We start from the raw sequence: 12630 nt of genomic DNA, 5'->3' as shown, positions 1-12630 counted from the left end.
CCTTGGAGTCACCATGAACCCGAGCCCGAAACCGTGGCCCGTCCTGCTGGCGGGCGTGCTCACGGCGGCGCTGGTGCCGCTGGACAGACCCGGCATCGGCTGGCTGATCGCGGCGCTGCTGCTGATCGTGGTGGTGTGCACGCAGATCCGGCGGCCGAAGCTGATCAGCGTCGGCTGGGCGGCGGCGACCGTGCTGCTGGTCGGCGTCGGCACGCTGCGGGCGGCCGAGTGGCTGTTCGTGCTGTGCCTGCTGGCGGCGCTGGTCACGGCCTCGCTCGCGGTCAGCGGCGGCCGCTCCGTGACGGCGCTGGTGTCCGGCGCGGCGACGTCGTTTCCCTCCATAGGCAAGGGATTCCGCCGGTTCCGCGGCGGCGGTCGGATGACGGTGTCGGTCTCGATCGGCGTCGGCATGGTGGTGGTCTTCGGGGCGCTGTTCGGCGCGGCCGACCCGGATTTCGCGGCGCTGCTGAGCGACAGTGTGCCCACGGTGGACGCGGCCTCCACGGTTCGGACGCTTTTCCTGTTCTGCGGCGGCGGTCTGATCGCCGCTGGGGCGCTGAGGCCGTTCGTCCGCACCAAACAGATCAAGCCTCTGCCGACGGTGGTGCGGCGGCTGGAGTGGACGGTCCCGGTCGGCATGCTGGTGACGCTGTTCGCGGTTTTCGTTGGCGTGCAGGTGGTTTCCTGGTTCGGCGGCAGCGCCTACGTGCTGCGGACCGCCGACCTGACCTACGCCCAGTACGCCCGCACCGGCTTCTGGCAGCTGAGCGCCGTCACGGTGCTGACGCTCGCGGTCATCGGCGTCACCGCACGGATCGCCCCGCGCGAGTCGGCGGCGGATCGGTTGTGGCTGCGGGGAATCCTCGGCGCGTTGTCGGTGCTGACGCTGGTCGTGGTGGCGTCGGCGTTGAGTCGCATGTGGGCGTACCAGGAGGCGTACGGCTTCACGGTGCTGCGCCTGCTGGTTGAGGTGTGCGAGGTGTGGCTGGGCCTGGTGTACCTGCTGGTGATCGCCGCCGGCGTGCGGCTGAGCGGCCGCTGGGTGCCGAAGGCGATGCTCGGCACGGCGGTCGCCTCGCTGCTGGTGCTGGCGGCGCTCAACCCGGAGTACCTGGTGGCGCGACAGGACGTGCAGCGCTGGCAGCAGACGCAGCGGCTGGACACGCTGTACCTGTCGGAGCTGTCGGTGGACATCCTGCCGGCGCTGGACGGGCTGCCCGACCGGCTAAAGGCGTGTGCGACGCCCTGGCAGCCGCTGTCGGCGGACGACTGGCGCGAGTGGAACGCCAGCCGGTCCGTCGCCCGCCAACTCCCCCAGCGTGCTTTCCCCGGCTGCCCGTAACGGCAAACCCCCTGACCTGCCGTGACCGACTCGGCAATACTGACTCGGCGGCGCGCGGCTGACGAGCAGGCGAGCCACCGTCGGATCTGGAGGCGAGCCTCCAGATGGCACTGAGGGGAGCTCGTCGTGTCCGCGCGCACCAGGGAGATCGATCTGGCCACCGGCCTGGCCGCGGTGCTGGTGCTCGGCGCGGTCGCGCTGGCCGTGATCTACGGCTGGCGCACGCCGCCGGGCGTCGTGCCGACCTTCCGCTGGGAAGGCGTGCAGCTGGCCATCGAAACCGTGTGTTTCTCGATGGCTGCGGTGGCGCTGGTCACGCGGCGGGCCGGGCGGGTGATCGCATGGGTGCTGCTGCTCCGCGGCGTCGGCGTGCTGGTGTTCCTCGCGATGTTGGCGCTGATGGCCTGGCACGGCGGCACCGTCGAGCTGGGGCTGCTGGCGCTCGGGCTGTCGGCCAGCAACTGGGTGAGCATCACGTTGGCGGTGTGGCTGCCGGACGGGCGGCTCCCCGGCCGGGGCTGGCGGTGGTACGTCGGCGGGGTGGCGGCGTTCGCCCTGGTGGACGTGTTCCTGTCGTCCTCGACGGCGTCGACTGTCTACGGTGTGCCGAATCCCGTCGTCGGCTGGCTGCCCCTCGCCGCCGGGTACCCGTACGTGACACCGTACGTGGTCATCGCGTTTGTGCTGGTCAGCGGCCTGTCGGTGGCGTTCCGGCGGATGAACCCGGTGCAGCGCCGGCAGGCCGGGCTGCTGATCCCGATGTACGTGCTGTGGGAGGGGGAGTGCGTGCTGTGGACGTTCAACGTGCTTCCCGCCGGACCGAGGTTCGCGCTGGCGTACGTGATGACGGTGCTGTGGCCGGTGGTGCTCGTGACGGTCATCGCCCGCGACCGGGTGTCCAGGCTGGACCTCGCCGCGCGTCGCGCGACGGTGGTCGCCGTGCTGGCGGTGCCGATCGGCGCTGCGGTGGCGTTCCTGCCGCCGGAGGCGACCGTCGTCGCGGTGCTGGCGACGCTGGCCGGGACCCTGCTGGTGCCGCTCTCACGATGGGTGGGCGCCGGAGTAGACCGGCTGATCTACGGCCGGCGGGCGACCCCGTACGCGGCCGCCCGGTCGTTGACCGGCCGGCTGCGGGACAGCCTCGCGCCGGCCGAGGTGCCCGCGGTGATCTGCGACCTGGTCGTGGACACGCTCCGGTTCCCGTTCGCGTCGATGCACGCCGGCGACCGCCTACTGGCTCAGGCCGGCACGCCGGCGGGCGTCGAGCCGCTGGTGTTCGAGCTGCGGCACCAGGGGCGGCTGGTCGGCCGGCTGCTGGTCGAGCCGCGCCAGGAGTGGGGCGGCGTGGACGACGCCGACCTGGGCATCCTCCAGTCGCTGGCGGACCAGGCGGCGCTGGCCGTGCAGCTGTCCGAGCGGGCGGCGGAGCTGGCGGCGTCGCGGGCACGGATCGTGCAGGCCCAGGACACCGCGCGGCGGCGCATCGAACGCAGCCTGCACGACGGCATCCAGCAGGAGCTGGTGGCGCTGGTGGCCCGGCTGCGGCTGGTCCGCAACCAGGCCCGGCGCGGCATGGGGATCGACACCGAGCTGACCGGCATCCAGGACGACGCGTACCGGATCATCGACGGGCTGCGGGAGCTGGCGCACGGCATCCACCCGCCGGTGCTGACCGACCGCGGACTGCTCGCCGCCGTCGAGTCGACGGCCCGCCGGCTGCCCATCCCGATCGCCATCGACGCCCCCGAACTGGGCCGCTTCCCCACGGACATCGAGGAGTCGGCGTTCTTCCTGGTGTCGGAGGCGCTGACCAACGTGCTCAAGCACGCCGACGCCCGGCAGGTGACGATCCGGCTGGCCGGCGGCGGCGACCGGCTGGAGATCGAGGTCGGCGACGACGGCGTCGGCTGCGCGGACGGCTATCGCGGCGGATCGGGGCTGACCGAGATGCGTGACCGGGTCGACACCGTCGGTGGGCACCTGGTGATCGAGCCGCGGCCCGGTGGCGGCACCATGGTGCGGGCTGTGCTGCCACACCGTCGGCGGGAGACGACCAATGCGTGAACCGACGAGCGTCGTGCTCGCCGACGACCACTACCTCGTTCGGGAGGGCACCCGGCGGCTGCTCGCCGACAGCGGCGAGATCACCGTGCTCGACGCCGTCGGCAACGCCGTCGAGCTGCTGCACGCCGTTCAGCGGCACCAGCCGGACGCCGTCATCGCGGACATCAGGATGCCGCCGACGCACCGGACCGAGGGCATCGTCGCCGCGCACCGGATCCGGGCCGCGTTCCCGCACATCGGCGTCGTGATCCTCTCGCAGCACGCCGACGAGCAGTACGTGTTCGATCTGTTCCAGCACGGCACCAACGGCCTGGCGTACCTGCTCAAGGAGCGCGTCGGCGAGCTGGACGAGCTGGTGCGGGCCGTGCGCGAGGTGGTCGCCGGACGGTCCGTTGTGGACCCCAGCATCGTCGAGGTGCTGCTCGGCGCCCACCGCCGCGCCGTCGGCTCACCCTTGCGCGATTTGACCGCACGCGAGCTGGAAGTGTTGCGGCATATGGCCGAAGGGCGCACGAACAAGGCCATCGCGGAGGCGCTGACGCTGTCCGAGTCGACCGTGGAGAAGCACGTCAACGCCACCTTCGCCAAGCTGGGCCTCACCGCCGAGACCCAGCTGCACCGGAGGGTCGCCGCGGTGCTGACCTATCTGCGGGCTCAGTAGGCGAAGCGCACGAACACGATCCCGCCCAGCACGAAGAACACCAGCACCAGCAGCGTCGACGAGTAGTCGTTGGCGGAACTGGTCACGGCCTGGTCGACGACGCCGGTGAGCACCACACCGCAGTCCGCGGTGATGGTGTGCCGCCCCGGCTCGATCTTCGTGAACTCGACCGGCGCGTGGAAGGCGCCCCCGCTGTCGGCACGCCCGGTGCCGACTCGCTCGCCGTCCGAAGTCAGCGTGACGTCGTGCCCCGGCTCGCAACCGGTACCGGAGGCCGAAAGCGGGTCGCCGGGCTGGACGCTGCTGTGGTCCAGCGTCAGGCCGCCGTTGGTCTTCGGCTCGTCGGTCACCGACGGCGGCGCGGAACTCGTTGGCGTGTCGGCGGTTGTGGTGGTCGTCGTGGTCGTGCTGGCGGGTGGCGTCGTCGTGGTGGGGCGGGTCGGGATGGTGGCCGGCGGCGGCGTGGTCGTCGGAACCGGTTGCGTGGGCACGGTTGTCGTCGTCGGCGGCGGAGTCGTGGTTGTGGTTGTTGTCACCGTAACGGTGAAGCGCGACCCACCCGATTCCTTGGCTCCGTTCGGGTTGGTACAGGTGCCCGCGATCGCGTACGTACCGGGTTTGGCATCGGCCGGCGCGGTCGCCACCACGCTGCCGCTGCCGGTGACGCCGGCGGGCGACGTGCCGGTCACAAAGGGGGCTCCCGCCCAGGTGAAAGCCACCGAACCGCATCCGGCGAAACCGCCCCAGCGAATGGTGAAGTCGCTGCCGGCCGGACCGCTGGCCGGGGCCACGGTCACCGACGGCGGCGCGACCGCCGCGAAGGCCGTCGCCGGCGCGGCGACGCCCACGCAGAGCGCCGCCATCGTCACTGTGCGAACAAGAATCCGCATCGTCCCCATCCACTGTGGTGCGTTCGGCCCAAACGCGGCCTGCCGGCGGTAGCATCTCCCGCCAGTCAAGCCCGGCTCAACTGGGAGTCCTCGATGAGACGTCGTACCGGTGTCGCGGTTGCCTTCGCGGCCGGCCTGATCCTCGCGGGAGCCGGACCGGCCGCCGCCCAGGCGTCGGATGATCCGCTGACGCTGACGGCCACGATCGACGGTCAGGACATCAACGGGCACACCATGGTGATCGTCCCGGACCGGCCGGTGCAGCTGTCGGTCACCGTGGTCAACAACGGCGGCGCGGCGGTGCACGTGCGCAGCGTGCGGCTGGCCGGCACGGCGCTGGCGCTCACCTTCTTCGCGTACGACACGACTCTGCCGTTCGACGTCGCCCCGCACGGCCGGGTCACCCGCACCTTCGGGCTCGACCTCGCCGACCTCGACGGGCAGGCGATCGGGCTGCTGCCCGCATCGGTTCAGCTGTTCGATGTGGACCGCAACGCGCTGGTCGCGGTGGACACCGTCACCGACGTGCGGGGCTCGATCCTTTCCGTGTACGGGGTTTTCGGCATCGCGGTGCTGCTGCTGACCATCGCCGCGTGGGCGGCCTGCCTGCTCGCGCTGGCCCGGCACAAGCTGCCGGCGAACCGGCTGCGGCGCGCGCTGCGCTTCCTGCCGGCCGGCTTCGGCACCGGCCTGGTGGCCGTGGTGTCGCTGTCGGTGCTGCGGATAATCCCGCCGGAACCCAGTGTGGAGATACCGATCGTGGTCGGAACCACGCTGATCGGCATGGTGCTCGGCTACCTGACCCCGCATCCGCTGCCGCCGGTCGCCGAGGACGCGACCACCAGCGTCACGCTGACCCGTGAGGTGACCGGGTGACCGCGCCCGCCAACGTCGTCCATGCCTTGCCGCAGTACCAGGTCGGATCGGTGATCGGCGCCGGCGGCATGGGCGTCGTGTACGCCGGCGTGCACCGGTCGCTGGGCCGTCACGTGGCGATCAAGCAGCTGCCGGCGGAGCTGCTGGACAAGCCGGGCATGGGCAGCCGGTTCGACCGCGAGGCGAAAGTCCTTGCCAGCCTTGACCATCCACACATCGTGCCGGTGTACGACTACGTGCAGACCGGCCGGGACAGCCTGCTGGTGATGGAGAAGCTCGACGGCGGCACGGTGTTCGACCGCTTCCACGGCGGCGGCGTCACGCCCGACGCCGCCTGCGCGATCGTACTGGCCACGCTGGCCGGCCTGCACGCGGCGCACCGGGCGGGCGTGCTGCACCTGGACGTCAAGCCTAAGAACCTGTTGTTCACCCGGCAGGGTGTGCTGAAGGTGGCCGACTTCGGTATCGCGCAGGTGATCAGCGAGGGCGCGACGCTGGTGACGCACGGCGGCGAGGTGCTGGGCACGCCCGCGTACATCTCGCCGGAGCAGGCGTCCGGCAACCCGCTGACGCCGGCCGCGGACGTGTACTCCGCCGGCACCGTGCTGTACGAGCTGCTGTCCGGCACGCTGCCGTTCGCCACGGACCGCGGCGCGCTGAGCATGATGCGCCAGCACATCTTCGGCGACCCGCGCCCGATCAGCAACGTGCCCGCGCCCCTGGCCCGGGTCGTGATGCGGTCCCTGGCAAGGGAAACCGACCAGCGCTACCGGGACGCCGAGGCGTTCGCGGCGGATCTCGCGGCCGCCGCCGACGCCACGTTCGGCCACGGATGGTTGCAGCGGACGGGAATTCCCGTGCACCTCACGCCCCGCGTGACCGGCAGCGCCGGGCGGGTCCGCCCGACCGCCGCGCCGGAACCTACGCTGACCGCGACCCACATCGAGGAGCCGACGCCGGAGCGCAAGTCGGCGCTGCTGCCCGCGCTGGTCGCCGCGCTGTCATTGCTGGCCATGGTCGCGGTGGCGTTCCTGTCACCGAACCCGGGCCCGCGCAGCGCCGTCACCCAGCTGTCCGTCACCGGCGTCGGCCCGGGGCAACTGTCCAGTGTGGACCTGAGCCTGCCGATACCGATCACCGGCGGGCCGGCGACGATGTCGCTGTCCTTCGCCGGCTTCCCGATCGCCAGCGCCAGCGGCCAGGACTCGGTGCAGTTCCCGGCCCTGACCCGGTGGCTGGTCGGCGGCACGGTCACCGGCAAGCTGACCACGGTCACCGGCAGCCAGGAGTTCCCGGCCCAGGCGCAGCAGTTCCCGCTGGCCAGTGCGATGGGCGCGGGCAGCCTCCTGGCCTGCCTGTTCGCCTTGGCGTACCTGGAATCCATGCTGCGGACCGTCCGACGGGGACGCGGCGGCGTCGGCACGTTCGTCGGCGCGGTGCCGCTGGGCGCGCTGCTCGGGAGCGGCGTGTGGCTGCTGGTCGCCGTGCTCACCGAGCACGAACCCTCGCTGCCGTACGGGATCGGCTGCGCGGTCACCGGCGTGATCGCCGCCATGGCGGCGGTGTGGACTACATCCGTCCGAACAGGAGCTTCCAGGGCGTGATCGCGGACTCCAACTGCACCGCCAGCGTCATCTTCGACGCGCCCTCGGCCCGCTCCTCGAACACGATCGGCACCTCGAGGATGCGCAGGCCCTTCTTGACCGTGCGGTAGTTCATCTCGACCTGGAACGAGTAGCCGTTGCTGCGGATCGTGGGCAGGTCGATGGCCCGGAGCGTGCTGGCCCGCCAGGCCTTGAAGCCGGCGGTGGCGTCCTTGACCTTGAGCCGCAGGATCGCGTTGACGTAGAAGTTCGCCCACGCCGACAGCGCCTTGCGGTGCCACGGCCACTCCGCCGCGGTCCGACCGCCCTCCACGTAGCGCGAGCCCAGCACCACGCCGGCGTCGGTGGTCAGCAGCTTGTCCACCATGGCCGGGATGCGGTCGGTCGGGTGCGACAGGTCGGCGTCCATCTGGATCACCACGTCCGCGCCCTCGTCCAGCGCGCGGCCGATGCCGGCGATGTAGGCGCGGCCCAGACCGTCCTTCTCCGTCCGGTGCAGCACGCCGAGGTCGCCCTCCGTCGGTCCCTCTGCCGCGAGGCCGTCGGCGACGTCGCCGGTGCCGTCCGGCGAGTTGTCGTCCACCACGAGGACGTGCAGGTTCGCCACGCCGAGCTCGCGCAGCCGGCCGACCAGCACGGGCAGGTTGTCCCGCTCGTTGTACGTCGGCACGACAACGGTGATCTTCGGGGCCATGCGTGGTCCTCACAGGGGAAGCTGGGCGGCAAGTGGCGGCAGCTTACCGGCCCGGTAGGACCGTTCGGGTGATCTTGATCGGGTGTGTCGCGCGTCTCAGCGGGCGATCTCCAGGCGGGTGTCCGGGGCCAGCGTGTCGACCAGCTCGCCGCGCGCCCGGAACACCCGGGACCGGATCGTGCCGACCGGGCAGTCGCAGACCTCGGCCGCCTCGACGTAGGACAGGCCGACCACCCTGGTCAGCACGAACGCCTCGCGCCGCTCCGGGTCCAGCGCGTCGATCGCCGCACGCAGCGCCACCAGCCCCTCCGGGCCGGCGACCTCGGTGTCCAGCCACGCGTCGGCGCTGGTCGTGCGGGGTGACCGCTGCGCCGCGCGGATGTGGTCGGCGGCGACGCGGCGGGCGATGGCCAGCAGCCACATCCGGGCCGGCGAGCGGCCCTCGTAGCGGGGCAGCGCCGCGAACGCCCGCAGGTACGTCTCCTGCGCGAGGTCGTCGGCCTGGCCCGGGTCGCCCAGGTAGGCCATCAGCCGGCGCAGCTGCCGCTGCGTCGACCGCACGAACTCGGCGGCGGCCGCCCGGTCGCCGCGCTGCGCGGCGAGGGCGTGCTGGGTGATCTCGGCGTCGTCGAAGCCCACGGTCACACATACGCCAGGGGTTACTGACGGGTTCACGGGAACTTTCCGGCCGTTCCCGACGACCTGGCTCACCGTGGACTGTCGCATCGCGCGCGAGGCGCTCTCGGCGGCCATGGACGGGGAAGCCCTCCCCGGCGTGGCCATGACGGACGTGGACGGGCACGTACGGGGCTGCGGCCCGTGCGCGCGCTGGCAGGACCGGGCGGCCCGGGTGAACCGGCTGACCGTGTTGTCGCCCGCGGGCGAGGAGCGCGACCTGGTGGACGCGGTGCTCGACCGGGTCGAGCTGCCGGCGCAGGAGCCGGATCTGGCCCGCGCCGCCCTGCGGCTGCCGCCGACCGGCGACGACCAGGCCTCTCTCTCCCACTCCCCCCGCCGGGGCCTGCTCTCCTACGCGCTGGTCCGCATCGGGCTCGTGCTCGCCGCCCTCGCCCAGGCCGTCGTCGCCGTGGTCGAGCTGCTCGGCCAGGACGACCCGATGATGATGGGCGGGCACATGGACCACGAGACGTCCGCCTTCAACTTCGCGATCGGCGTGGTGCTGGCGTTCGTGGCCGCCGACCCGCGCCGGGCCCGCGCGCAGCTGCCGCTGCTGGGCAGCGTGGTGGGCGTGCTGGTACTGGTGTCCACCTTCGACCTCGGCGCGCACGCGGTCGGGTGGAGCCGCCTGGTGACGCACATCCCACTGGCGGTCGGTCTGATTCTGGTGGCACTGCTGGGAACCAATCGCGACTCCGGAGCGACCGGTAGGGCGACGGCTCGTTCGACATGGAGGTTCCCGATGAGGACAGCGAAGCGGCTCGGCGTGCTCGGCTCGGTCGTGCTGGGCGGGCTGCTCGCCGTGACCGGCAGCGCCTACGCGCACGTCACGGCGCAGCCGAGCACCGCTACGCAGGGCAGCTACACCAAGATCGCCTTCCGGGTGCCGAACGAGGAGGACAAGGCCTCCACCACTCAGCTGGAGGTGACCTTCCCGGCCGACCACCCGATCGCCTCCGTGGAGACGAAGGCGGTGCCGGGCTGGACCGCCCAGATCGACAAGACCAAGCTGGCCACGCCGATCAAGTCCGACGACGGGGACATCACCGAGGCGGTCTCCAAGATCACCTGGACCGGGGGCAAGATCGGCCCGGACAACTTCGAGGAGTTCGAGGTCTCGCTCGGGCCGCTGCCCACCGACACGGACAAGCTGGTGTTCAAGGCCGTGCAGACCTACGACAACGGCGACGTGGTGCGGTGGATCGACACCTCCGGCGCGGGCGGCGCGGAGCCGGAGCACCCGGCCCCGACCGTGCAGCTGACGCCGAAGGGCGCCACCACGGCCGCCGCGGCGGTCACCCCGACGGCGTCCACGACGTCCGCTTCGGACAGCTCGCTGCCCCTGGTGTTCGGCATTCTCGGCACGGTCATCGGACTCGTGGCCGGCGCGCTCGCGGTGCTGGCCCTGCGGCGGCGGGCGCCGCAGGCATGAGAGCTCTGCTCCTGGTGCTGGCCGGTGTGTTCGCGGCGATGGTCGCGACCGCCGGCCAGGCGTCTGCGCACGCCGTGCTGGAATCGACCACGCCGACCAACGGCACGGTCGTGGACTCCGCGCCGTCCCGCGTCACGCTGACGTTCGGCGAGGCCGTGCAGGTGGAGCCGGACGGCGTGCACGTGATCGCCCCGGACGGCTCCTCCGCCGACAACGGCAAGGCCGATCACATCGACGGCCGCGGCGACACCGTCGGTGTGCCGCTGACCTCCAAGGCGCAGGGCACGTTCACCGTGTCCTGGCACGTGGTCTCCGCCGACTCGCACCCGATCTCCGGCGCGTTCACGTTCTCCATCGGCCACACCTCGGCCGCGGCACCCGTTGCCGCGCCGTCCTCCGGCAGCCTGACGGTGTCCATTGTGTACTGGACGTTCCGCGGCCTGGAGTACGCGTCGTTCGCGCTGCTGGTCGGTGCGGTGGCGTTCGTGTTCTGGTGCTGGCCGGCCGGTTCCGTGCACCGGGGCGTCCGGCGGCTGATCGGCGGCTCCTGGCTGGCGCTGCTGTTCGCCACCGTCGGCGCGGCGCTGTTGCAAGGCCCGTACGGCGCTGGGGCCGGGCTGGACCGCCTGTTCGACGGAAACCTGTTCTCGTCCACTTTGGACATCGCGCTGGGCACCGGCGTGATCGTGCGAATCGTGCTGCTGGCGCTGGCCGCGCCGTACCTCGGCGAGATGCTGGCCACCGTCGAGTGGACCCCGAACCGGCGGGCCGTGTTCGGCGGCGTCGGCGTGCTGCTGCTCAACGCGCTGGCCTGGACGTGGTCGATGTCCGGGCACGCCGCCGCCGGGTTGCAGGCCGACCTCGCGCTGCCGGTGGACGTGCTGCACCTGGACGCGATGGGCGTGTGGGTCGGCGGGCTCGTGGTGCTGTGGCGGGCCAAGCCGCCACAGGAGGCCGCGCAGCGGTTCTCGCAGGTGGCGTTCCTGTGCGTGGCGGCGCTGGTGGCGACCGGGACGTACCAGAGCTGGCGGCAGCTGGGCAGCTGGGCCGGCTTCTTCGACACCGACTACGGCCGGCTGCTGCTGGTGAAGATCGCCGCCGTGCTGGTGGTGCTGAGCGCCGCCTACTTCTCGCGGAAGTGGGTCCGCTCGCACGTCGGCAAGCTGCGGCGGCCGATCCTGGTGGAGACGGCCGGCGCGGTGATCGTGCTCGGCCTCACCGCCGCCCTGGTCAACGCCGAGCCGGCGCGCACCGCCGAGGCGGCGACCACGCCGGTCGTGCAGGCCACGCCGGACGGCCAGACCCTGCCGTTCGACACCGGCGGGCCCGGTGGCAAGGGCAGCCTCAAGGTCTACATCACCCCCGCGCGCACCGGCCCCAACCTGCTGGACGTCACCGTGGAGGACCCGACCGGCAAGCCCGAGAACGTCGCCGAGCTGACCGTCGCCCTGACGCTGAAGGAGCGCGACGTCGGCCCGCTGAAGATCGAAATGCAGCGCGTCGGCCAGGGCCGCTACCGCGCCGCCGAGGCCCAGATCCCGCTGCCCGGCGCCTGGCAGGTCGCGATCACCGTGCGGACCTCGGACGTGGACGAGACCACCGCCGCCGGCACCTGGTCGGTGTCGTGACCGGATCGTTCCGCATGACGCCCTGACCGTGCCTGTCCCGGCGCTCCCGAGGCGGGCACGATCTCCTGCGTGACCAAGGCATTGATCGTGATCGACGTGCAGGAGTCGTTCCGGCAGCGGGAGAGCTGGCGGCGAGTGTCCACTCCGGACGTCGCCGCCCGCGCCGGCGAGCTGGTCTCGTTGGCCCGCAAGGTCGGCGACCTCGTGGTGTGGGTGCTGCACGCCGAGCCCGGCACCGGCGACGTGTTCGACCCGGCGCAGGGGTTCGTGCGGCTGATGGACGGACTGGAGCCGGTGCCGCGCGAGCCGGTGCTGGTCAAGACGTCCCGCAACGCGTTCACCACCACCAACCTCCAGCAGACCCTGACCGAGAAGGGCATCCGCGAGCTGGTGATCTGCGGCATCCAGACCGAGCAGTGCTGCGAGACCACCGCCCGCGTCGCCGCCGACCTGGGCTTCGGCGTCACCTTCGTCACCGAGGCGACGGCGACCTTCCCGATCCCGCACCGCAGCGGCGTCGGCGAGCTCGGCGTGGACGAGATCATCGAACGGACCGAGTACGCGCTGAGCGGCCGGTTCGCCACCATCTCCACCATCGCGGAGCTAGGGGGTGTCCCGTGAGTCACGACCGCGACAGCCGCGCCGACGCGGCCCCTGACGGCACCGCGACAGCGTCCAAATACGCTCGGTATGAGGCCGTTTTCGCAGCGCCGCCAGGAACCACCTCGATCCCGACTCTCATCGACCACGATCCACGCGAC

At 72.0% G+C, this 12630-nt stretch carries 12 protein-coding genes; 9 read left to right on the top strand and 3 right to left on the bottom strand.

The window, feature by feature from the left end:
- The first annotated feature begins 13 nt into the window (after positions 1–13).
- The 3 genes from BCF44_RS38285 (at position 14) to BCF44_RS38275 (ending at position 4067) form a co-directional block, all read left to right on the top strand.
- On the top strand, positions 14–1342 hold the full coding sequence (locus BCF44_RS38285; RefSeq protein ID WP_116179373.1) for a DUF4153 domain-containing protein: 1329 nt from the start codon (positions 14–16) through the stop codon (positions 1340–1342).
- Positions 1343–1468: 126 nt separating this feature from the next.
- Positions 1469–3406: a sensor histidine kinase gene (locus BCF44_RS38280; protein WP_116179372.1), complete on the top strand. Its 1938-nt coding sequence runs from the start codon at positions 1469–1471 to the stop codon at positions 3404–3406.
- Positions 3399–4067, top strand: coding sequence for a response regulator transcription factor (locus tag BCF44_RS38275; RefSeq protein ID WP_116179371.1), 669 nt, complete (start codon positions 3399–3401; stop codon positions 4065–4067). The genes BCF44_RS38280 and BCF44_RS38275 overlap by 8 nt, the downstream gene beginning before the upstream one ends.
- Here BCF44_RS38275 and BCF44_RS38270 read toward each other — a convergent pair.
- Positions 4061–4417 (bottom strand): hypothetical protein, encoded by a 357-nt coding sequence (locus BCF44_RS38270; protein ID WP_246016044.1) that lies wholly within the window; start codon positions 4415–4417, stop codon positions 4061–4063. The two genes, BCF44_RS38275 and BCF44_RS38270, sit on opposite strands and share 7 nt — an antisense overlap.
- Before the next feature lie 49 nt (positions 4418–4466).
- Between BCF44_RS38270 and BCF44_RS55970 the strand changes: the two genes are divergently transcribed.
- Genes BCF44_RS55970 through BCF44_RS38260 form a run of 3 tightly spaced genes read left to right on the top strand, consistent with a single transcriptional unit; the run spans position 4467 to position 7437 of the window.
- Positions 4467–5009: a hypothetical protein gene (locus BCF44_RS55970; RefSeq protein ID WP_170217964.1), complete on the top strand. Its 543-nt coding sequence runs from the start codon at positions 4467–4469 to the stop codon at positions 5007–5009.
- A 41-nt stretch (positions 5010–5050) separates the two neighbouring features.
- Positions 5051–5833, top strand: coding sequence for a hypothetical protein (locus BCF44_RS38265; protein ID WP_116179370.1), 783 nt, complete (start codon positions 5051–5053; stop codon positions 5831–5833).
- The gene (locus BCF44_RS38260) at positions 5830–7437 is read left to right on the top strand and encodes a serine/threonine-protein kinase (protein ID WP_116179369.1); all 1608 of its coding nucleotides are present in this window, start codon (positions 5830–5832) and stop codon (positions 7435–7437) included. The genes BCF44_RS38265 and BCF44_RS38260 overlap by 4 nt, the downstream gene beginning before the upstream one ends.
- Here BCF44_RS38260 and BCF44_RS38255 read toward each other — a convergent pair.
- Positions 7403–8131 (bottom strand): polyprenol monophosphomannose synthase, encoded by a 729-nt coding sequence (locus BCF44_RS38255; protein WP_116179368.1) that lies wholly within the window; start codon positions 8129–8131, stop codon positions 7403–7405. The two genes, BCF44_RS38260 and BCF44_RS38255, sit on opposite strands and share 35 nt — an antisense overlap.
- A gap of 96 nt (positions 8132–8227) precedes the next feature.
- The gene (locus BCF44_RS38250; protein WP_379798967.1) at positions 8228–8770 is read right to left on the bottom strand and encodes a sigma-70 family RNA polymerase sigma factor; all 543 of its coding nucleotides are present in this window, start codon (positions 8768–8770) and stop codon (positions 8228–8230) included.
- Positions 8771–8843: 73 nt separating this feature from the next.
- On the opposite strand from BCF44_RS38250, the gene BCF44_RS38245 reads away from it, so the two are divergent.
- From BCF44_RS38245 to BCF44_RS38235, 3 genes are all read left to right on the top strand, one after another.
- Positions 8844–10241: a DUF1775 domain-containing protein gene (locus BCF44_RS38245; RefSeq protein ID WP_116179367.1), complete on the top strand. Its 1398-nt coding sequence runs from the start codon at positions 8844–8846 to the stop codon at positions 10239–10241.
- Positions 10238–11869: a copper resistance CopC/CopD family protein gene (locus BCF44_RS38240; protein WP_116179366.1), complete on the top strand. Its 1632-nt coding sequence runs from the start codon at positions 10238–10240 to the stop codon at positions 11867–11869. Before BCF44_RS38245 ends, BCF44_RS38240 begins: the two co-directional genes overlap by 4 nt.
- Positions 11870–11938: 69 nt before the next feature.
- Positions 11939–12490, top strand: a complete 552-nt coding sequence (locus BCF44_RS38235; RefSeq protein WP_246016042.1) for an isochorismatase family protein — start codon at positions 11939–11941, stop codon at positions 12488–12490.
- Positions 12491–12630: the final 140 nt, after the last annotated feature.

Source organism: Kutzneria buriramensis (genome assembly GCF_003387475.1).
Classification (GTDB): Bacteria; Actinomycetota; Actinomycetes; order Mycobacteriales; family Pseudonocardiaceae; genus Kutzneria; species Kutzneria buriramensis.
The sequence above is the reverse complement of the archived record's forward strand: the minus strand, read 5'-3'. Positions and strand labels throughout refer to the sequence as shown.